Source organism: Paroceanicella profunda (assembly GCF_005887635.2).
Taxonomy (GTDB): domain Bacteria; phylum Pseudomonadota; class Alphaproteobacteria; order Rhodobacterales; family Rhodobacteraceae; genus Paroceanicella; species Paroceanicella profunda.
The window spans coordinates 2620994-2639585 of record NZ_CP040818.1 but is presented as its reverse complement, the minus strand read 5'-3'; the positions used below and the strand labels follow the sequence as shown (position 1 = coordinate 2639585).

Below are 18592 nucleotides of genomic sequence, written 5' to 3'. Positions count from 1 at the left end.
GACCTGATGGCGCGCGTGGATAGACCTTCCGGCCCAGGCCTGCCCGTCCGCGGCAGCTCGGCCGTCGCCTCTCTCGCGCCGCGCATCGCCGCCGGGCTCACCGCCGTATGGCTGGTGACGATGCTGGCCTATGCGCTGGGATTCTTCGGCGCCTTCGGCGGCGAGGGCCGCCCGGTGCTGTTTCTCGACGTGGCGCTGTTCCTGCTCGCCGCGGTGCTGCCGCCGGTGCTGATCTGGCTGGCGACGCTGCTGGTGATGCGGGCGGACAGCCTGCTTGCCGAAACCCGCTCGCTGGCGCGCGCACTGCACGAAGGCGGTGCCGGGCGCGGCGCGCTGCCGGTGGCCGACGAGATGGCCGCCGCGCTGGTTCAGGCGGCCCGCCTCGCCAATGCCGAGGAGCGCGAGGAGCTGCGCGACGCCATCGCCCGGCTGGAGGCCCAGGGCCAGGCCGAGATGGAGCAGCGCGCGGCCATCCTCGCCGAGGCCCGCGCCACCGCCGCAGAGCGCAGCGAGATCCGCGCCGCCATCGCCCGGATGGGGCGCAGCGGCGCCGGCCCCGCCCCCGCCGCGCCCGAGGTACAGGCCCCCCAGGGCGGCACCCCGCCCCGGCCCGCGGGCTCCGCGGCCGCGCCCGGCACGCAGCCCGCCGGCGCTTCTCATGCCGCGGCATCCGGGGCCGGCATTCCGTCTCCCGGCGCGGCCCGGGCCGGCGCGTCCGGCCCCCGCTCCACCCCGCCCCCCGCCGCCGCCAGGGCTTCCGAAGCGCCGGGCGGCTCCGGCAAGCCGGCTGGCGCCCCCCCCGCCGCCGATGCATCGCCGTCCGACAAGCCCGCTTTCACCGGCCAGTCCGGCACGTCGCCCTCGGGCACGCCGGCCCGCGATCCGCAGGACGAGGACACCGTGGTCGTGCCGCCCACCCCGGTCCTGCAGGGGCCGGCGTCCTTCGTGGGGCGGGACACGCCTGCCCCCGATGCGGTGCGCGGCACGCCGGACCGGGCCGACGGCCCGCTTCCCGAAGCCGCTCGGTCCGAGCGCCCCGCCGAAACCGCCGCCGCCCTGTCGCGCATGGAGGCCAGCGTTGCCCGCCTCTCCGGCGCCGCGGCGCAGGGCGCACCGCTGAGCAGTTCCTCCGCCCGGGTGCGCGAGGACATCCGCGCCGCCCTGTCGCGCATCGAAGGCACGGGCGGCCGGGAGCGCGCCGGCCATGACGGCGCGGCCGACCTAGGAGAGGCCGAGGCCCGGGCCGCGCGCGCCGAGATGCGCCGCACCCTCGCCGGGATGCAGGATGTCGCCAGCGCCACCGCGGCGGACCCCGGCCTGCCGGAGTCCAACCGCGCGGCCGCGGCGATGGACGGAGAGCGGATCGCCTCCACCCTGGAGGCGCTAGATTCGACGCCGCTCGGCACTGTCGCGGAGGAGCGCGCCCGCATGGCCGAGACCCTCGCGCGGCTGGAGGCCGAGGAGCCGCACGCCGAGGAGGCGTCGCCCACCGCCGCGGCCGTGCTCGCCTCCGCCGACATGCAAGATCCGGCCTCCGAGGTCGAGGACCCCGAATGGGACACGGAGACCGGGGAGGAGACGGACGCGCGGGAGGACGCCTCCGCGCCTGAGGAGGAGGACGAAGAGGACGACCAGGCCTCCCTCCCCCTCGCCTCGGACCCGGACACGCCGATGGCCGCGCCGATCGACTGGACGGAGATGCTCATCGCACTGAACTTCCCCATGGACGAGGCCGACAGCGAAGGCTTCACCGCCATGAAGCACGCGATGCGCGACCACCAGGTGTCGCAATGCCTGCGCGCCGCGGAGGATGTGCTGACCCTCCTGTCGCAGGACGGCATCTACATGGACGATCTCATCCCCGACACGGCGGCGCCGGCCCTCTGGCAGGCCTTCGCCCGGGGCACGCGGGGGCCGTCCATCGCCGGTCTCGGCGCGATCCGCGACGATGACGCGCTCGCCGCCAGCCGCGAACGCTCGCGCCGCGACCCGATCTTCCGCGACGCGACGCTGCACTTCCTGCGCCGCTTCGACGTGGTGCTGCGCCGCATGTGCCTGGAGGCCCGGGACGACGAGATCGCGGCCCTCTCCAGCACGCGCACGGGCCGGGCCTTCATGCTTCTGGCCCGCGTCCACGGCGCCTTCGACTGACCCGCGGAGCGGCGCGCGCCCCTCCGCGCGCCGCTCCGCCCCCCCCGCTTGCGCCGCTGCACTCCATTCGTGCCGCACACCTTCTCCCTACGCCCGCTGCTCGGCGCGCACCGTAGGCCGCCGTCGGCTGCGCGGCATCCGGCTCCCGCCGTGCTCCTCCCGCCGCCGCCTGGTACTCGGCCCGCACCGCACAGTCCGCCGGCCTCCCGACCTCCGGGCCGTGCAACTTGGGTCTGCCCGCCGCTCGCGACCCGGCTCACGCGCAAGGCCCTGCGCGCCCCCCCCGAACGCGGGCCGTGCCCACAGTCCTGCCGCCCCCTCACAGCGTTCCGCCCTGCGCGCCCCGGCCGTCCGAGAGGGCGCTGGCGCGCAGCGCCCGGCGTGGCCCTGCGCGGGCCCGCTGCCGCTCGTGCCGAGACTCCATGAGATGGGCGCGGGGGGCCATCGTTGCGAAGGTGAGGTTGGGAATTCGGAGCACGGCGGGCGGAAGAGGTGCTGCGAGCGCACCGTGCCGGGGCCTGCGCAGGATGTCGGGCGGTCCGCCGCGGCGGCTCAGGCCGGTAGGCTCAGGCCGGTAGCAGCGGACCGCGGTCCCAGAGGCTCCGGAGCACCAGCGCGCAGAGCCCGCCGAGCCCGGCCAGCACCGCGGCGATGGCATAGACGCCGCCGCCCAGAGAAGGATAGGCCCAACCGGCCAGCGCCATGCTGCCGGCCATCACCACGTTGCCGAGGAACTGCACCGCGAAGCCCTGCGCGCTGGCCGCCAGCCGGTGCGGGATGGAGAACTGGAAGAAGGCCATCAGCCCCAGGTGGCTGGCCGCGAAGGTGAGCGCGTGCAGCCCCTGCACCAACCAGAGCGCCGGGCCCATCGGGTCAGCCATCATCACGCCCCAGCGCAGCACACCCGCGGCGCCGGACAGGATCATCGCCCCCACCGGGCCGAGCCGGCGGATCAGCCAGGGCCCGGCGAAGATCATCAGCAGGGTTTCCACCGCCACGCCCCAGGCCCAGAGCGCGCCGATGGTGGCATCACCGATGCCGATGTCGCGCCAGTGGACCGAGCCGAGGGCGTAGAAAACCCCGTGGCTGCCCTGCAGGAGCGCCACGGAACCAGCCAGCAGCCAGTAGGCGCGGCTGCCCAGCAAGGCGCGGACCTCCGCGATGCCGGCGCGGTTCGCCCGGCCGACGCGCCCGCCGCCGGGGTGGCGCAGCGCCAGCGGCACCGCGGCGACCAAGCTCCCCACGATCCACCACAGCGCCGCGTCGGAGCCGAAATGCGCCATGAGCAGCCCCACCAGCAGGTTGCTGCCCAGGAAGCCGATGGAGCCCATCGCCCGGGCATGCGCATAGGCGAACCCGTGCTCGCGCGCGGCCGCCACCCCGAGGATCTCGGAGATCGGCGAGGTTCCGGCGAAGACGATCGCGGCCAGGATGGTGACGACGAACAGCGTCTCCGGGCTGGAGACGAACAGGCAGGCGGCAAACAGCGTCGCCCCGCCGAGATAGAGCGCCACCAGGGTGAGCCGGCGCTGGTCCAGCCAGTCCGCGATCATCGGGATCACCACGCCGGCGATCACCCGCGCGGCCACGGAGGCGGCCATGAAACTGCCCACCTCGGCCGGGCTCAGCCCCCAGTCCTCCAGCCAAACCGGCCAGAACGGCAGGAAGGTGCCGTAGCTCAGGAACATCACCCCGAAGTAGCCGGAGGTGAGCAGCCCCGCGGCGGAGAGGATCGCGGGGCGCGCCCGGGCCGGCGCGGCAGGATGGGTCACAGGCCGAACTCCGCCCAGGGAATGTAGCGTACCGGGTCGCCCGGGGCGATGTCGGCGGCGGCGTCGGGCAGCTCGCACAGGCCCTCGGCCCAGCTCAGCCCGGAGATGCGCCCGGACCCCTCGGAGGCGAAGACCTCCACCGCGCCGTCGCGCAGCCGGGCGCGCAGGTATTCCCGCCGCCCCGGCTTCTTGCGCTTGGAGAAGGCCGCGGGCAGCAGCATCCCGCGCGGCGTGGCGAAGGGCGCCCCGGCGAGCGCCAGCAGCGCCGGGCGGGCGAAGACCGCCGCCGTCACCAGCGCCGCCACCGGGTTTCCCGGCAGGCCGAATACCGGCACCCCGTCCCACAGGCCGAGGGCGAGCGGGCGGCCCGGCTTCACCGCGATGCGCCAAAGCTGCAGGCGCCCGGCGCGGCGCAGGGCGGCGGAGACGTGGTCCTCGTCTCCCGCCGAGGCGCCGCCGGTGGTCAGGATCGCCGATGCCTGCGCCGCGCCCCGCCCCAGCGCGGCCTCCACGGCCTGCGCGCTGTCTCCGGCGCGGCCGAGATCCACCGGCTCCATCCCCCAGGCGCGCAGCATGGCGAGCAGCATCGGGCGGTTGGCGTCCGGGATCTGCCCCCGAGCGGCCGGCGCGCCGGGGTCGACCAGCTCGTCGCCGGTCGAGAGCACCCCCACCCGCAGCGGCGCGCGCACCCGCAGCCTGCCCAGCCCGCCCGCGGCGAGCAGCGCGAGATCGCGCGGGCTCACCCGGGCACCGGCGGGCAGCAGCAGGTCTCCGGCGGCGAAATCCTCGCCCGCGCGGCGGATGTTCGCGCCGGGCCTCAGCCCCTTCGCGAAGCGGATGTCCTCCGCGCTGCGCAGGCAGTCCTCCTGCAACACGATCGTGTCAACGCCCGGCGGGATCACCGCGCCGGTGAGGATGCGCAGGCCCGTGCCTTCGGGAACCGCGCCCGGATAGGGCACGCCGGCGGCGGCCCGCCCGGGCGCGAGCGGCAGCCGGTGGGGCCCCGCCCCGGTGAGGGCGGCATGGGCGAAGCCGTAGCCGTCCACCGCCGCGTTGGCCGCCGGCGGGTTGGAGAGGTGCGCGCGCGCGTCGGCGGCGAGGATGCGCCCCGCGGCCTCGGCGAGCGGCAGGTCCTGCCCGGCGGTCACCGGGTGGAGGGAGGCCTCGAGATGCGCCAGCGCGGTGTCGACAGGGGTCCAGTCCACGCCCGGCGGCAGGGCGAAGCAATCGTCGCGCAGCGGCGGCGGGGGCGGCGCCGCCTCGTCGCGCTGCTGCGGCACCGCCTCGTCGTGCAGCGGCGGCACCGCCTCGTCGCGCACGGGCGGCACCGCCTCACCGCGCAGCGGCGGCGCCGCTTTGTCGCTCTGCCGCGGCGCGGCTTCGTTGCGCTGCGGCGGCGCGGGTTCGTCGCTCATCGGGCCGTGGCGGGAACCAGCCCCACCTCCCGCAGGATGAAATCGGCCACCCGCGCGGCATCGTCGAGCGGCAGCAGCGGCACGCCCGTGCCGTCCAGCGGGTCGTTGGTGGCCACGGCACGCACCGTGGGGTCCTCGAACACCAGCGCGGCCTGGCCGGTGGCGGCGCGCCAGGCCTCCACCTTCGGATGGGCGTCGCGCTTGTAGCCCTCCACGAGAATGAGATCGACGGGCGAGAGCCGGGCGAGCAGCTCCGGCAGCGCGGTTTCCGGCGCGCCGCGCATCTCGTGCATCAGCGCCCAGCGTTTGGCGGAGGAGAGCAGCACTTCCTGCGCGCCGGCCATGCGGTGGCGGTGGCTGTCCTTGCCGGGCCGGTCCACGTCGAACTCGTGATGCGCGTGCTTCACGGTGGAGACGGTGAAGCCCCGCGCGGTGATCTCGGTCACCAGGCGCTCCATCAGGGTTGTCTTGCCGGAATTCTTCCAGCCGACGATGCCGAACACTCTCACAGGCCGAACTCCGCGATCATCCGTTCCGCCTCCGCCATATCATCGGGGGTATTCACATTGAAGAATGGATCGAAGCCCCCGGCCCCGAACTCCGCGGATGCGCAGCCCTGCGCGTCGGTCCACAGCACGACCTTGCGCAGGCCCTCGGCGAGGGCGCGGCGCAGCTGCGCGCGCAGCCCGGTGTCCCACAGCCCGAAGGTCGGATGGCGCGAGAGCCCTCCGCCGGGGCGCGGTGTGGCAGCAAGCGCGATGGGCTGGCCCTGCGCCGCGCCCGCCGCCGCAAGCCGGGCCACGAGATCGGGCGGAAAGAAGGGCGTGTCGGCCGCAACCGTCACCACCCGGGGCGCGCCGGCGGCCGCCGCCCAGTCCATCGCCGCCAGCACGCCGGCCAGCGGGCCGGGCCGGTCCGGCAGGCTGTCGGGGATGACCGGCAGGCCGAGGCCGTCGAATCGCGCCGGGTCGCCGTTGGCGTTCAGCGCCAGGGCGCCCGCCTGCGGGGCGATGCGCGCGATCACCCGGTCCAGCAGGCTGCGCCCGGCAACCTGCCGCAGGCCCTTGTCGCCGCCGCCCATGCGCGCGGCGGCGCCGCCCGCGAGGATCACCGCCGGGGGCATGTTCATTCCGCCGCCGCCTTGCGCGAGGAGCGGCGCGGCTCCTGCGGGGCGCTGTCCGGATCCGCGTCGCGGATCAGCCGCTCCTCGCCCGACAGGCAGATGAAGCGCTGCCCGCGCAGCCGCCCGACCAGGGTGAGCCCCACCTGCCGGGCGATCTCCACCCCCCAGGCGGTGAACCCGGAGCGCGAGGCGAGCACGGGAATGCCCATCAGCGCCGTCTTGATCACCATCTCCGAGGTGAGCCGGCCGGTGGTGTAGAGCATCTTGCCCGTGGCCGGGACGCCCTCCATCCGCATCCAGCCGGCGATCTTGTCCACCGCGTTGTGCCGGCCCACGTCCTCCATGAACACCAGCGGCCGGTCGGCCTCGCACAGCACCGTGCCGTGGATGGCCCCGGCCTCCAGGTAGAGGCTCGGCATGGTGTTGATGCGGTGCGCGAGGGCGTAGAGCCAGCTCGTGCGCAGCTCCGCCGGCGGCAGGGTGAGGCCCTCCAGCCCCTCCATCATGTCGCCGAACACCGTGCCCACCGCGCAGCCGGAGGTGCGGGTCTTGCGGCGGAGCTTGTCCTCGTAATCGGTGACCCGCGCGGTGCGGACGACCACGGTCTCCAGCTCCTCGTCGTAATCCACGCCGGTGAGCGTGTCATCGGCCCGCAGCATCCCCTGATTCGCGAGGTAGCCGACCGCGAGATACTCCGGGTAATCGCCGATCGTCATCGCGGTGACGATCTCCTGCGCGTTGAGATAGATGGTGAGCGGGCGCTCCTCGACCACGCGGATCTCGCGCTCGGCGCCGGTCTGGTCCGTTCCGGTCACCGCGCGGGTGAGCCGCGGCGCCTCCGGGTCCGGTGCGATGATCAGGCGCGCCGCGCGGGCGCCGGTCTCGTCTGCGGTCATCCTGGCCTCCCCCGGCCTGCGCGCCCCGGTCCATGCGGGCGGGGCGTCCTGGTTCGCTCACGCGTCTGGTATCAGTCCTGCTTCTGGGCGCGATCACATATCGTCACTGGCAGACTGCCGCAGCTCGCGGTACTCATCCCGAAGATACCTGACCCAGAGGCTCCCCGATGTCCACCCGCAGTTCCACCCGCGCCCTGCGCCGAGGCTTTCTCGCAGGCCTGCCCTTCATCCTGGTGATCGGCCCGTTCGGCCTGCTCTTCGGCGTGCTCGCCGACCAGGCCGGGCTCGACATCGTGCAGACCCTGTCGATGACCACGCTGGTGATCGCCGGCGCCTCGCAGTTCACCGCGCTCGCGCTGATGCAGGACCATGCGCCGACGCTGATCGTCATCGCCGCGGCACTGGCGGTGAACCTGCGGCTGGCGCTCTACTCCGCCTCCATCGCGCCCCATATCGGCGCCGCGCCGCTGCGCATCCGGGCCCTGGCCGCCTTCGTGCTGGTGGACCAGACCTTCGCGCTGGCCGTGCAGGAATACGAGCGCCGCCCGGACATGACGCTGGACGAGAAGCTGGGCTATTTCTTCGGCAGCGCGCTGGCCATCTGCACCCCCTGGGTGGCGCTCTCGGGCGTAGGCATGCTGGTGGGCCGCTCCATCCCGCCGGAATACGCGCTGGATTTCGCCGTGCCGCTCACCTTCATCGCGCTGGTGGCCCCGCAGCTGCGCAGCCTGCCGCATGTGGCGGCCGCCTTCACGTCCGTCGTCGTGGCGCTGGCGCTGGCCTGGATGCCCTGGTCCACCGGGGTGCTGGTCGCCGGGCTCGCGGCCATGGCCGCGGGGGCGGAGACGGAGCGCCGCCTCACCCTGCGCCGCAGCCGGGCGGAGGCAGGGGCATGATCGATCCCGTCACCGTCTGGACCGTCACCGTCCTGCTGGGCATCGGCACCTTCCTGCTGCGGCTGTCCTTCCTCGGCGTGCTGGGCCGGCGCGAGCTGCCGGAGTGGCTGCTGCGCCACCTGCGCTACGTCGCCGTCGCGGTGCTTCCGGGCCTCGTGGCGCCGCTGGTGGTCTGGCCGCAGGCAACCGGGGGCGCGCTGGACGCCCCGCGCCTCGCCGCCGCCGCCGCCGCCCTGCTGGTGGGGGCCTTCAGCCGGAACTTCTTCGGCGCCGTGGCCGCCGGGGCTGCGGCCCTCTACGGCCTGCCGTTCCTGCTCGCGACCTGAGGCGCCTGCCCTCGGGGCCTTCCATCCGGGGGGGAAGGCACTGCCTGCCGGTCCGGCCAGCTCCCCTGCGCGATGTCGGGTGAAAGCAATCGGGCACTCTCGGCGCGGCACACCCTGCGCCCCTGTCCAGAGCGCCAGCACCATGGCGGGCGCGACCTGGATGGCGGGCACAGGCCGGTCCGGCGGGCGCGGCCCGAATGGCGGACGCAACCCGAACGGCGGATGCAGGCCCGTCCGGCCTCGTGACAGGCCCGGCCAGGCGATCCGTCACGGCGGCCCGTCGCGGTCCCGACAAGGCCTCTGCCTCGCACCGGCCCGCGCCGCGTCCGGAAGGCCGCGGCGCATCGGGCCCGGGCCCGCCGGCCGGACCGCGCAGGCGACAGCCGGAGCTCAGGCGCAACCGGCCGCGCGGCGCGGCCGTCCGCCGGGTCCGCGGCCAGCGGACCGCCCGGTCTCACCCCAGCGGCAGGGCCGAGGTCTTGAACACGGTGCGCAGCGCGAAGCTCGAGTGCATCTGCGCCACACCCGGCAGCCGGGCGAGATGGCGGCGGTGGATGCGGGCGAAATCCTCCGTATCGCGCGCCACCACCTTCAGCAGGTAATCCGCCGTGCCCGCCATCAGGTGGCACTCCAGCACGTCCGGAATCGTGGCGACCTCGCGCTCGAAGGCGTCCAGCACCTCGTCGGACTGTCCCGACAGCGTGATCTCCACGAACACCGTCGCCGGCCGGCCCACGGCGCGTGGGCTCAGCATGGCGGCATAATCGAGGATCACCCCGTCCGCCTCCAGCCGCGCCACGCGCCGGTGGCAGGCGGAGGGCGAGAGGTGCACCCGCTCGGCGAGATCGGCGTTCGAGATGCGGCCCTCGCGCTGCAGAACGTCGAGGATCCTCAGGTCGGTCCCGTCAAGCCCGGTGTCGCGCATCTCCGCGCCGTCTCCGCGTGCCATGGCCGCGCCCCTCAGCTCCGGCCGTCGCGCAGCGCGTCGCGGATCTCGGTGAGGAGCTGCTCCTGCGTCGGCCCCTTGGGCAGTTCCGCCGCCACCACCGCTTCCTTGCGCTTCACCGCGTTCACCGCGCGCACCAGCAGGAACACCACGAAGGCGATGATGACGAAATTGATCACCGCGGTGATGAACGCCCCGTAGGCGAACACCGCGGCGCCCGCGTCGCGCGCCGACGCGAGGCTGTCGAACGTGCCGGGCCCCAGCACCACGAACAGGTTGGAGAAATCCACCCCGCCGGTGATCACCCCGATGACCGGGTTGATCAGGTCCTTCACCAGCGAATTCACGATCGCCGTGAAGGCCGCCCCGATGATGATGCCGACCGCGAGGTCGATCACGTTGCCACGCGCAATGAACGTCCTGAATTCCCTGAGCATTTCTCTCTCCAGTCTCTCCCGGGCCGCAGCGTGCGGCGGTGGGAGGAGTATGGCGCCGCGCCGTCCCGCCGCCTAGCCCGAATGGCGCGCCGCGTCCAGCCCGCGGCCCGGCCCGCGTTGACATCCGCCCGCGGCCGGGCTCACCCTGCGCGCACCCGTTGCCAAGGAGGATCCGCATGGCCGATCTCAGCAGTTTTCCCATCACCCGCCGCTGGCCGGCCGAGCATCCGGACCGGCTGCAGCTCTACTCCCTGCCCACGCCCAACGGCCAGAAGGTCGCCGTGGCGCTGGAGGAGACCGGCCTGCCCTACGAGCCCCATCTCGTGTCCTTCGCCACCGACGACCAGCTCACGCCCGAGTTCCTCTCGGTGAACCCGAACAACAAGATCCCCGCCATCCTGGACCCCGACGGCCCCGGCGGCCGGCCCTTCACCCTGTTCGAGAGCGGCGCCATCCTGCTCTACATCGCCCGCAAGACCGACCAGCTCATGCCTCCGGACCCCGAGGGCCGGTGGAAGGCCATCCAGTGGCTGATGTTCCAGATGGGCGGCGTGGGGCCGATGTTCGGCCAGCTCGGCCATTTCCACAAGTTCGCCGCCGACAAGGTCTCCGATCCCTACCCGCGCCAGCGCTATCTCGCCGAGACCAAGCGCCTCCTGGGCGTGCTCGAGACCCAGCTTGCCCATCACCCCTACCTCGCCGGCGACACCTACTCCGTGGCCGACATCGCCACCTTCCCCTGGATCAACACGCTCATCGGCTTCTACGAGGCCGCCGACCAGGTGGAATTCGAAACCCGCCCCGCGGTGCAGGAGTGGTTCGAGCGCTGCATGGACCGGCCCGCGGTGCACCGCGGCATGAACATCCCCGCCCGAAGCTGACCTGGGCCGCCGGGCGGGCCCGGAGCGGCGCCTCCCCGGATCGCCGGGCCATCGCCCGCCGGCGCGCGGTGCGCCCGGCCCGGCCCTTTGCCGCCGCTGCGCACCGCCCGGGCATCGCAGGTCCCGCGTGTTGCGCCCGGGCCTCGCGCGCCTCGCGAGTTGTTCCCGGGCATCCAACGTCCTGCGTGTTGCGCCCGGGCATCGCGCGTCCCGCGTGCACCGGCCGGGCGCCGCAGGTCCCGCGGCCCTTCCCCTGCCGCAGGGCGTTCCCGGCGACGCGCGCGCGGGGCCGCCCGGTGCGGTGCCCTCCCGCGAGAAGCGTCCCGCCCGCGGGGTGGTGCACCGGTTGGAGCGTGTTCACGGCACGTCCCCAGCGGGCCGCGCCGCATCCGGGCAGACGCAGCTCCTCCAGCTCGGGGCATCGCTCCGGCGGGCGGAGGGTCCAGGACGGGTGATCCCGCCGGGCACAGCTCCGTGCCCCGCGGCGCGGCGCCGTTCCGTTCTGCGGCGTGGCGATCTCCGGGACAGCGCCGCATGCAGGCAGGGCCGGAGGGGTACAGGTCGGGTGCCCCGGGACGCGACAGGACGGCCGCGGCCGGACGCCGTGCCGGGCGGGGCGGGGCGGGATTCGGGGCTTTCAGGGCCCGCCGCCTGCGGCGCCTTGCCCCGGACGGTGCCCGGGTTCCTTGCTCCCTCCGGACCGATCGCCTAAGGAAATGTTAAGACTTCACAGGAGAGAGGGTGCCGGATGTACAGAGTCTGGGGATTTCTGACAGAATATTCGTTGCTGCTGGTGATCGGCGCCATCCTGGCACTGATCTGGGCGAACACCTCGCCGGAGACATATCACCACCTCATCGAGTACACGCTGGTCGACAACTCGTGGATCGGCGCGATGCACGCGGACGCCGAAGGGCACATGCATCGCTCGCTCACGGTTCATTTTCTCGTGAACGACCTGCTCATGGCGCTGTTCTTCGCGATGGCCGGCAAGGAAGTCTGGGAGGCGCTGGTGCTCGAGGAGGGCTCGCTGCGCGGCAAGAAGGCCATGACCCCGCTGGTGGCCACCGCGGGCGGCATGTTCGGGCCGATCCTGGTCTACCTCGGCATCGCCTCGCTGCTCGGCTCCACGACCTATGAGGCGGTGTCCAACGGCTGGGCGATTCCCACCGCCACCGACATCGCCTTCTCCTATCTCGTGGGCCGGCTGGTGTTCGGCGCCGGCCACCCGGCGGTGCGCTTCCTGCTCCTGCTCGCGATTGCCGACGATGCGGCCGGGCTGATCATCCTGGCGATCTTCTACCCCTCGGGCGACCTGGCGCCGCAGTGGCTGCTGGTGTCCTTCGGCGCCGCGATCGCGGTGTTCGTGCTGGCCAACTGGCTGCCGCGCAGGCTCGACACCGGCAAGCCGGACCGGCCCTGGTCGTCGTTCTGCCGCACGAAGCTCAGCTTCTGGCCCTACCTCATCGCGGCCTGCGTCTCCTGGTATGCCTTCCAGGAATCGGGCATCCACCCGGCGCTCGGCCTCCTGCCCATCGTGCCGACCATCCCGCACGCGGACCGCGGCTTCGGCTTCTTCGCGGAGGCCGAGGAGCACATGACCGACCTGCTCAACCACATCGAGCACGCGCTGAAATACCCGGTGGAGATCATCCTGTTCCTGTTCGGCCTCGCGAACGCGGGCGTGGAGTTCAACTCCATCGGCACGCCGACCTGGCTGGTGATGGCGGGGCTGCTGATCGGCAAGCCGCTCGGCATCCTGGTGATGGGCTGGATCGCGGCGCGGCCGATGGGCCTGGGCCTGCCGCAGGGCATGCGGGTGATCGACCTCTTCGTGGTCGGCTGCGTGGCGGCGATCGGCTTCACCGTGTCGCTGTTCGTGGCCACGGTGGCCTTCCGGGTGGACCCCGGCGCGCCGAACATGCTGGCCGAGCAGGCCGTGCAGGACGCGGCCAAGATGGGCGCGCTGTTCAGCTTCGCCGCCGCCATCATCGCGCTGATCGCCGGCAAGCTGTGCCGGGTGGAGAAGCAGGACGGCTGAGCCCTCCCCGCAGGAGGGCGCGCGCCCGACACCCCGGCCGCCGGTGCCCCCGGCGGCCGTTCCCATGTCCGGCGCCCCGCCACCGGTGCACCGGCTCCGCCCCGCCGCCCGGGCCCGCCCTGCCTCCGGCGCCCGGGGCCCGCCCGAGCCCGCACTCCGACACGCGGGGCCGGTCCGCCTCCGGCGCCCGGGGTCCGCTCTGCCTCCGGTACTCGGGTCCGGTCCGCGTCCTGCGCCCGGCCCCTGCCCACGTCCTGCACTCGGGGCCGGACCACGGTCGGCACGCGGGTCTGGTCCGCCTCCTGCAATCGGGGCCCGCTCTGCCTGCGGCGCCCGAAGACTGCCCGCCTCCAACGCCAGGAGCGGGCCTGCCGCCGGGACCCCGGGGCCCGCCCCGCCTCCGGCGCCGGGGCTTGCCCCTGCCGTGGCCCCGGCGCATAGTCGCGCCGGATACGAACCAGGCATCTTCCCGCCCGCCGCCGGCCCGCGTGACAGGTGTCTTTCAGGAGGACGCGGCCCGCCAGGGACCGCGGCCGGAGGATGCCGGAGATGACCGCGCCCAGACACGCCGTCCCACGCGCCAGCGGCCGCCGGCCGGCCCCCCTCTTTCTCAGTGCTCCCAGCAAGGCCAGACCATGACAGCTTCCAGAACCGTCCGGGCAGGCGATGTCGCCATCTCGAACACCGCACCGCTCACGTTTCTCGCCGGCCCCTGCCAGCTCGAGAGCCGCGACCACGCGCTGATGATCGCCGAGGCGATGGCGAAGATCTGCGCGGCCAACGGCGCGGGCTTCGTGTTCAAGGCGAGCTACGACAAGGCCAACCGCACCTCGCTCACCGGCAAGCGCGGCCTCGGCATCGACGCGGGGCTGGAGGTTCTGGCCGCGGTGAAGGCCGAGATCGGCTGCCCGGTGGTGACCGATGTCCACGCGCCGGACCAGTGCGCGAAGGTGGCCGAGGTGGTCGACATCCTGCAGATCCCCGCCTTCCTGTGCCGCCAGACCGACCTGCTCCTCGCCGCCGGCGAGACGGGCCGCGCGGTGAACGTGAAGAAGGGCCAGTTCCTCGCCCCCTGGGACATGCCGAACGTGGCCGCCAAGATCGCCTCCACCGGCAACGAGAACATCCTGCTGTGCGAGCGCGGCACCTCCTTCGGCTACAACACGCTGGTGGCGGACATGCGCGCGCTGCCGCAGATGGCCGCCACGGGCTATCCGGTGGTGATGGATGCCACGCATTCGGTGCAGCAGCCCGGCGGGCTCGGCGGCGCCTCGGGCGGGCAGCGCGAGTTCGCGCCGCTGATGGCGCGCAGCGCCGCGGCCATCGGCGTGGCGGCCATCTTCATGGAAACCCACGAGGACCCGGACCGCGCCCCCTCCGACGGCCCCAACATGGTGCCGCTCGACCGGATGGGCGCGCTCGTCGCCTCGCTCATGCAGTTCGACCGGCTGGCGAAGGCCGACCCGTTCACCCTCTGACACCCCCCTCCCCGCCCCCCCTCCCGGAACGGGGGCGCGGGGCCCTCAGGCGCGCCCCGGATGACCAAAGAGGACCTCCCCATGCAGCTGTTCTACTCGCCCGGCGCCTGCTCGCGCGCCTCCCATATCGCGCTGGAGGAGACCGGTGCCAAGTTCGAGGCGATCCGCATCGACTTCACCTCCGGCACGCAGAACTCGCCGGAATATCTGGCGATCAACCCCAAGGGCCGGGTGCCGGCGCTGGTGGCGGGCCCGGGCACGCTGACGGAAACCAGCGCGATCCTGGCCTGGGTGGCGCAGGCCCACCCGGAGGCCGGCCTGGCGCCAACCGATCCCTGGGACTTCGCCCAGATGCAGAGCTTCAACGCCTACCTCGCCTCCACCGTGCACGTGAACCACGCCCACGGGCGCCGCGGCGCGCGCTGGACGGACGACCCCGCCGCCCAGGAGGGCATGCGCGCCAAGGTGGGCCCGAACATGACCGCCTGCTTCACCTACATCGAGACCCTGCTGGACAAGGGCCCCTGGGTGATGGGCGCGCAGTACACCGTGGCGGACCCCTACCTGTTCACCGTTTCGGGCTGGCTGAAGAGCGACGGCGTGGACATCGCCGACTTCCCGCGCACCAGCGCCCACCGCGAGGCGATGCTGGCCCGCCCGGCCGTGCAGGCCGTGCTCGCGCGCGAAAGCGCCTGACCGCCCGGGCCGCGGGCCCTTGACCCCGGGCCGCAGGCGTGGCCCGATCCCCAGATTGTTGTGCAGACGCGAGAGACCGACCCGAATGGCCCAGGCCCAGCTCACCGTGGACATCGACGCCATCACCTCCAACTGGCGCGCGCTCGATGCGCTCACCGCCTCGCATGTCGCCACTGCCGCGGTGGTGAAGGCCGATTGCTACGGGCTGGGGGCGGCGCGCATCGCCCCGGCGCTGGCGGCGGCGGGCGCGCGCACGTTCTGCGTGGCCCAGGCCGAGGAGGGCGCCGTGGTGCGCACGGCGCTGCGCGCCGCAGCGGGCGCGGAGGCGGCCGGTGCCGGCAGCGCGGAACCGGAGATCCTGGTCTTCGGCGGCTACGCGGGCGGCGAGGCGCCGCTGTTTCGCGAATACGCCCTTACCCCGCTGCTCAACAGCCCCGGCCAGCTGCGCCACTTCCGCGCCGAGATGTCCGGGGCGCCCTGCGGCATCCAGCTCGACACCGGCATGAACCGGCTGGGCTTCGAGGGGCTGGAGCTGGCGCAGACCCTGATGGAGATCATGGCGCTGCGCCCGCGGCTGGTGATGTCGCATCTCGCCTGCGCGGATGAGCCTGCGAACCCGATGAGCGCGCTGCAGCTCGCCGCCTTCAACACCATGACCCTGGCGCTGCCCGGCATCCGCCGCAGCCTCTCGGCCACGGGGGGCACGCTGCTCGGGCCGCTCTACCATTTCGACATGGTGCGCCCCGGCGTCGGGCTCTACGGCGGCGCGCCCTACATGCAGGCGAAACCGGTGGTGCGCCTGTCGCTGCCGGTGATCCAGGTGCGCGACGTGCTGCCCGGCGAGATCGTGGGATACGGCGGCACCTACGTGGCCGAGCGCCCGCGGCGCATCGCCACGCTTTCGGCGGGCTATGCCGACGGGCTGTTGCGCAGCCTCTCCGGCGCGGCCACCCTCCACGCCGGGGACACGCCCTGTCCGCTGGTGGGCCGGGTGTCGATGGACCTCATCACCGTGGACGTGACGGGGCTGGACGAGGTGCCCGCCACGATGGACATCCTCGGCCCCCATCAGGGGGTCGACACGCTGGCCGCGGCGGCGGGGACGATCGGCTACGAGATCCTGACCGCCCTTGGCAGCCGCTATGCCCGCGTCTACAAGGGCGCGTGATCGGGACGAGGAACAGGTGCGTATGACGCGAGTGCTCACAGCGGGACAGATGTTCCTGGCCGGAATCGGCCGAGCCGTGCTCGGCCTGTGCGATGCCACGGGCGCGATGGTGCTCTTTGCGCTGCGCGCGGTGGTGAACATCGTCGTGCCGCCGTTCTACGGCATCGAATTCCTGCGCCAGATGCTGCGCATCGGCTATTTCAGCCTGCCGGTGGTGGGGCTGACGGCGCTGTTCACCGGCGGCGCGCTGGCGCTGCAGATCTATGCCGGCGGTTCGCGGTTCAACGCGGAATCCGCCGTGCCCTCCATCGTGGCCATCGGCATGGTGCGCGAACTGGGCCCCGTGCTCTGCGGGCTGATGGTCGCCGGGCGCGTGGGCGCCTCCATCGCCGCCGAGATCGGCTCCATGCGGGTGACCGAGCAGATCGACGCGCTCACCACCCTCTCCACCAGCCCGATGAAGTACCTCGTCGCGCCCCGCGTGCTGGCCGCGACCCTCACGCTGCCCATGCTCACGGCGGTGTCGGACATCATCGGCGTGATGGGCGGGTTCTTCGTGGGCACCACCCGGCTCAACATCACCTCGGGCAACTACATCCAGAACACGCTGGATTATCTCACCGGCGGAGACGTGGTCTCCAGCCTGGTCAAGGGCGCGGTCTTCGGCTTCATCATCTCGGTGGTGGGCTGCTACGAGGGCTACAACTCGGGCCGCGGCGCCCAGGGCGTGGCCCAGGCCACGCGCGCGGCGGTGGTCACCGCCTCGATCCTGATCCTCGCGGCGAACTACCTGCTCACGGAAGCGTTCTTCACCACATGACCGATACTCCCAAGATCGCGCTCAGGGGCGTTGCGAAGTCCTTCGGCTCAAAGCACGTGCTGCGCGGGGTGGACCTCTCCGTTACCCGCGGCGAGAGCCTGGTGATCATCGGCGGCTCGGGCACCGGAAAATCGGTGACGCTGAAATGCGTCATCGGGCTGATCCGGCCGGACGCCGGCGAGATCGAGATCGACGGCACCCGCCTCACCGCGCGCAACCGCACCGGCTTCCTGGACCAGTTCGGGATGCTGTTCCAGGGCGGGGCGCTGTTCGATTCCATGAGCGTGTGGGAGAATGTCGCCTTCCGCTTCCTGCGCGGCAAGGACCGGCTGAAGCGCGCGGCGGCCCGCGACCTCGCGGTGGAGAAGCTGCGCCGGGTGGGGCTGGGCGCGGACACCGCCGACCTCTTCCCCGCCGAGCTTTCCGGCGGCATGCAGAAGCGCGTCGGCCTCGCCCGCGCCATTGCGGCGGATCCGAAGATCATCTTCTTCGACGAGCCCACCACCGGGCTGGACCCGATCATGGCCGACGTGATCAACGACCTCATCCGCGAGATCGTGGTGGAGATGGGCGCCACGGCAATGACCATCACCCATGACATGTCCAGCGTGCGCAAGATCGCCGACCGGGTGGCGATGCTGCACGAGGGCGTGGTGCAGTGGGAGGGGCCGGTCTCGCGCATCGACGACAGCGGCAACCCCTATGTCCACCAGTTCGTGAACGGCCTGCCCGATGGCCCCATCGCAGCCCTGCGCTGACCCGGGCCGGCCGGCGCCGTGCTCCGCGGCGCTGCGCCTGGGCAACCTGGCGCTGCTGGTGCTCTACCCCCTCGCCTGGTGGGCGCCGCTGGCGCGGGCGGGCTTCCTGCCCTTCTTCGGCGGCAATGAGATCTCCATCCTCTCCGGCCTCGCCACGCTCGCGGGCACCGACCTGATGATGTGCGCCGTCGTCACCCTCTTCGCCATCGTGGCACCCTATGCCAAGACCGTGGCGCTGGCGCTCTACCATGCCGGGCGCGGCGGCGCGGGGCTGCTGCGGGCGATCACCCTGCTGGGCCGGCTGTCGATGGCCGACATCTTCCTCATCGCGCTCTATGTGGTGATGGTGAAGGGGGTCGGCATCGGGCATGTCGAGATCGCCTGGGGGTTCTACCTGTTCACCGCCCTGGTGCTGGGCTCGCTCGGCATCGCCTGGGCCTCGGAACGCGGAGACACGCGATGATCGACGGCATCCTCACCCTCCTGCTGGGCATCGTGCTGGCGGCGGGGGTGTTCTCCGGCGCGCTGTGGTCGGCCTATCAGGTGTTCATGCAGGCCGGCCGGCTGCGGCTGGTGCATGCCGGGCTGCTGGCGCTCACCCTCGCGGCCATGGCCACGCTGCAGCTGGGCGCGCCCGGCGCGGCAACGGCGGTGGGCACGCTGCTCCTGCTCTGCGGCCTGGCCGGCGCGGTGCTGGAGCGCGGGGCGACCCGGCTGCTGCCGCTGATGCAGGCGGCCTTCGGCGCCGCACTCGTCGCCGGCTTGCCCTTCGCGGCGCAATAGGGCAA

General features: G+C 73.1%; 19 protein-coding genes. 12 read left to right on the top strand and 7 right to left on the bottom strand.

Annotation, left to right across the window (positions count from 1 at the left end; genetic code table 11):
• Nucleotides 1–6: 6 nt before the first annotated feature.
• On the top strand, nucleotides 7–2151 hold the full coding sequence (locus tag FDP22_RS11785; RefSeq protein WP_138573189.1) for a hypothetical protein: 2145 nt from the start codon (nucleotides 7–9) through the stop codon (nucleotides 2149–2151).
• A 566-nt stretch (nucleotides 2152–2717) separates the two neighbouring features.
• Here FDP22_RS11785 and FDP22_RS11780 read toward each other — a convergent pair.
• The 5 genes from FDP22_RS11780 to FDP22_RS11760 all read right to left on the bottom strand — a co-directional run bounded on the left by FDP22_RS11780 (nucleotide 2718) and on the right by FDP22_RS11760 (nucleotide 7357).
• Complete coding sequence (locus FDP22_RS11780; RefSeq protein WP_138573187.1) at nucleotides 2718–3923, bottom strand: MFS transporter; 1206 nt, start codon at nucleotides 3921–3923, stop codon at nucleotides 2718–2720.
• Complete coding sequence (locus FDP22_RS11775; RefSeq protein ID WP_430225872.1) at nucleotides 3920–5227, bottom strand: molybdopterin-binding protein; 1308 nt, start codon at nucleotides 5225–5227, stop codon at nucleotides 3920–3922. The genes FDP22_RS11780 and FDP22_RS11775 overlap by 4 nt, the downstream gene beginning before the upstream one ends.
• Before the next feature lie 107 nt (nucleotides 5228–5334).
• A complete protein-coding gene (gene mobB / locus FDP22_RS11770) occupies nucleotides 5335–5847 on the bottom strand; it encodes a molybdopterin-guanine dinucleotide biosynthesis protein B (RefSeq protein ID WP_138573183.1) in 513 nt (170 codons plus the stop codon).
• Nucleotides 5844–6467, bottom strand: coding sequence for a molybdenum cofactor guanylyltransferase MobA (gene mobA, locus FDP22_RS11765; RefSeq protein WP_138573181.1), 624 nt, complete (start codon nucleotides 6465–6467; stop codon nucleotides 5844–5846). Before mobA ends, mobB begins: the two co-directional genes overlap by 4 nt.
• Nucleotides 6464–7357: a formate dehydrogenase accessory sulfurtransferase FdhD gene (locus FDP22_RS11760; RefSeq protein ID WP_138573179.1), complete on the bottom strand. Its 894-nt coding sequence runs from the start codon at nucleotides 7355–7357 to the stop codon at nucleotides 6464–6466. Before FDP22_RS11760 ends, mobA begins: the two co-directional genes overlap by 4 nt.
• 167 nt (nucleotides 7358–7524) lie before the next feature.
• Between FDP22_RS11760 and FDP22_RS11755 the strand changes: the two genes are divergently transcribed.
• Together FDP22_RS11755 and FDP22_RS11750 are read left to right on the top strand one after the other, a co-directional pair.
• Nucleotides 7525–8253: an AzlC family ABC transporter permease gene (locus FDP22_RS11755; protein ID WP_138573177.1), complete on the top strand. Its 729-nt coding sequence runs from the start codon at nucleotides 7525–7527 to the stop codon at nucleotides 8251–8253.
• On the top strand, nucleotides 8250–8579 hold the full coding sequence (locus tag FDP22_RS11750; protein ID WP_138573175.1) for an AzlD domain-containing protein: 330 nt from the start codon (nucleotides 8250–8252) through the stop codon (nucleotides 8577–8579). The genes FDP22_RS11755 and FDP22_RS11750 overlap by 4 nt, the downstream gene beginning before the upstream one ends.
• A 454-nt stretch (nucleotides 8580–9033) precedes the next feature.
• Here FDP22_RS11750 and FDP22_RS11745 read toward each other — a convergent pair whose 3' ends face one another.
• Both FDP22_RS11745 and mscL read right to left on the bottom strand, forming a co-directional pair.
• Complete coding sequence (locus FDP22_RS11745) at nucleotides 9034–9528, bottom strand: Lrp/AsnC family transcriptional regulator (protein WP_239031759.1); 495 nt, start codon at nucleotides 9526–9528, stop codon at nucleotides 9034–9036.
• 11 nt (nucleotides 9529–9539) lie between these two features.
• A complete protein-coding gene (gene mscL, locus FDP22_RS11740; RefSeq protein WP_138573173.1) occupies nucleotides 9540–9962 on the bottom strand; it encodes a large conductance mechanosensitive channel protein MscL in 423 nt (140 codons plus the stop codon).
• A gap of 176 nt (nucleotides 9963–10138) precedes the next feature.
• On the opposite strand from mscL, the gene FDP22_RS11735 reads away from it, so the two are divergent.
• The 9 genes from FDP22_RS11735 (at nucleotide 10139) to FDP22_RS11695 (ending at nucleotide 18587) form a co-directional block, all read left to right on the top strand.
• Nucleotides 10139–10843: a glutathione binding-like protein gene (locus tag FDP22_RS11735; RefSeq protein ID WP_138573171.1), complete on the top strand. Its 705-nt coding sequence runs from the start codon at nucleotides 10139–10141 to the stop codon at nucleotides 10841–10843.
• Between the two features lie 748 nt (nucleotides 10844–11591).
• On the top strand, nucleotides 11592–12884 hold the full coding sequence (locus tag FDP22_RS11730; RefSeq protein ID WP_138573169.1) for a Na+/H+ antiporter NhaA: 1293 nt from the start codon (nucleotides 11592–11594) through the stop codon (nucleotides 12882–12884).
• Between the two features lie 635 nt (nucleotides 12885–13519).
• Nucleotides 13520–14362 (top strand): 3-deoxy-8-phosphooctulonate synthase, encoded by an 843-nt coding sequence (gene kdsA, locus FDP22_RS11725; RefSeq protein ID WP_138573167.1) that lies wholly within the window; start codon nucleotides 13520–13522, stop codon nucleotides 14360–14362.
• A gap of 60 nt (nucleotides 14363–14422) precedes the next feature.
• Nucleotides 14423–15058, top strand: a complete 636-nt coding sequence (locus tag FDP22_RS11720; protein WP_138573165.1) for a glutathione S-transferase family protein — start codon at nucleotides 14423–14425, stop codon at nucleotides 15056–15058.
• Between the two features lie 85 nt (nucleotides 15059–15143).
• On the top strand, nucleotides 15144–16226 hold the full coding sequence (alr, locus tag FDP22_RS11715) for an alanine racemase (RefSeq protein ID WP_138573163.1): 1083 nt from the start codon (nucleotides 15144–15146) through the stop codon (nucleotides 16224–16226).
• 22 nt (nucleotides 16227–16248) lie between these two features.
• Entirely contained in the window at nucleotides 16249–17046 is a 798-nt protein-coding gene (locus tag FDP22_RS11710; RefSeq protein ID WP_239031758.1) for an MlaE family ABC transporter permease, read from the top strand.
• Nucleotides 17043–17804 carry an ABC transporter ATP-binding protein gene (locus FDP22_RS11705; protein WP_138573161.1) on the top strand — a complete coding sequence of 254 codons (762 nt, stop codon included), beginning with the start codon at nucleotides 17043–17045 and terminating at the stop codon, nucleotides 17802–17804. Before FDP22_RS11710 ends, FDP22_RS11705 begins: the two co-directional genes overlap by 4 nt.
• Complete coding sequence (locus FDP22_RS11700; RefSeq protein ID WP_138573159.1) at nucleotides 17779–18267, top strand: paraquat-inducible protein A; 489 nt, start codon at nucleotides 17779–17781, stop codon at nucleotides 18265–18267. Before FDP22_RS11705 ends, FDP22_RS11700 begins: the two co-directional genes overlap by 26 nt.
• Nucleotides 18264–18587, top strand: a complete 324-nt coding sequence (locus FDP22_RS11695; protein ID WP_138573157.1) for a hypothetical protein — start codon at nucleotides 18264–18266, stop codon at nucleotides 18585–18587. The genes FDP22_RS11700 and FDP22_RS11695 overlap by 4 nt, the downstream gene beginning before the upstream one ends.
• Nucleotides 18588–18592: the final 5 nt, after the last annotated feature.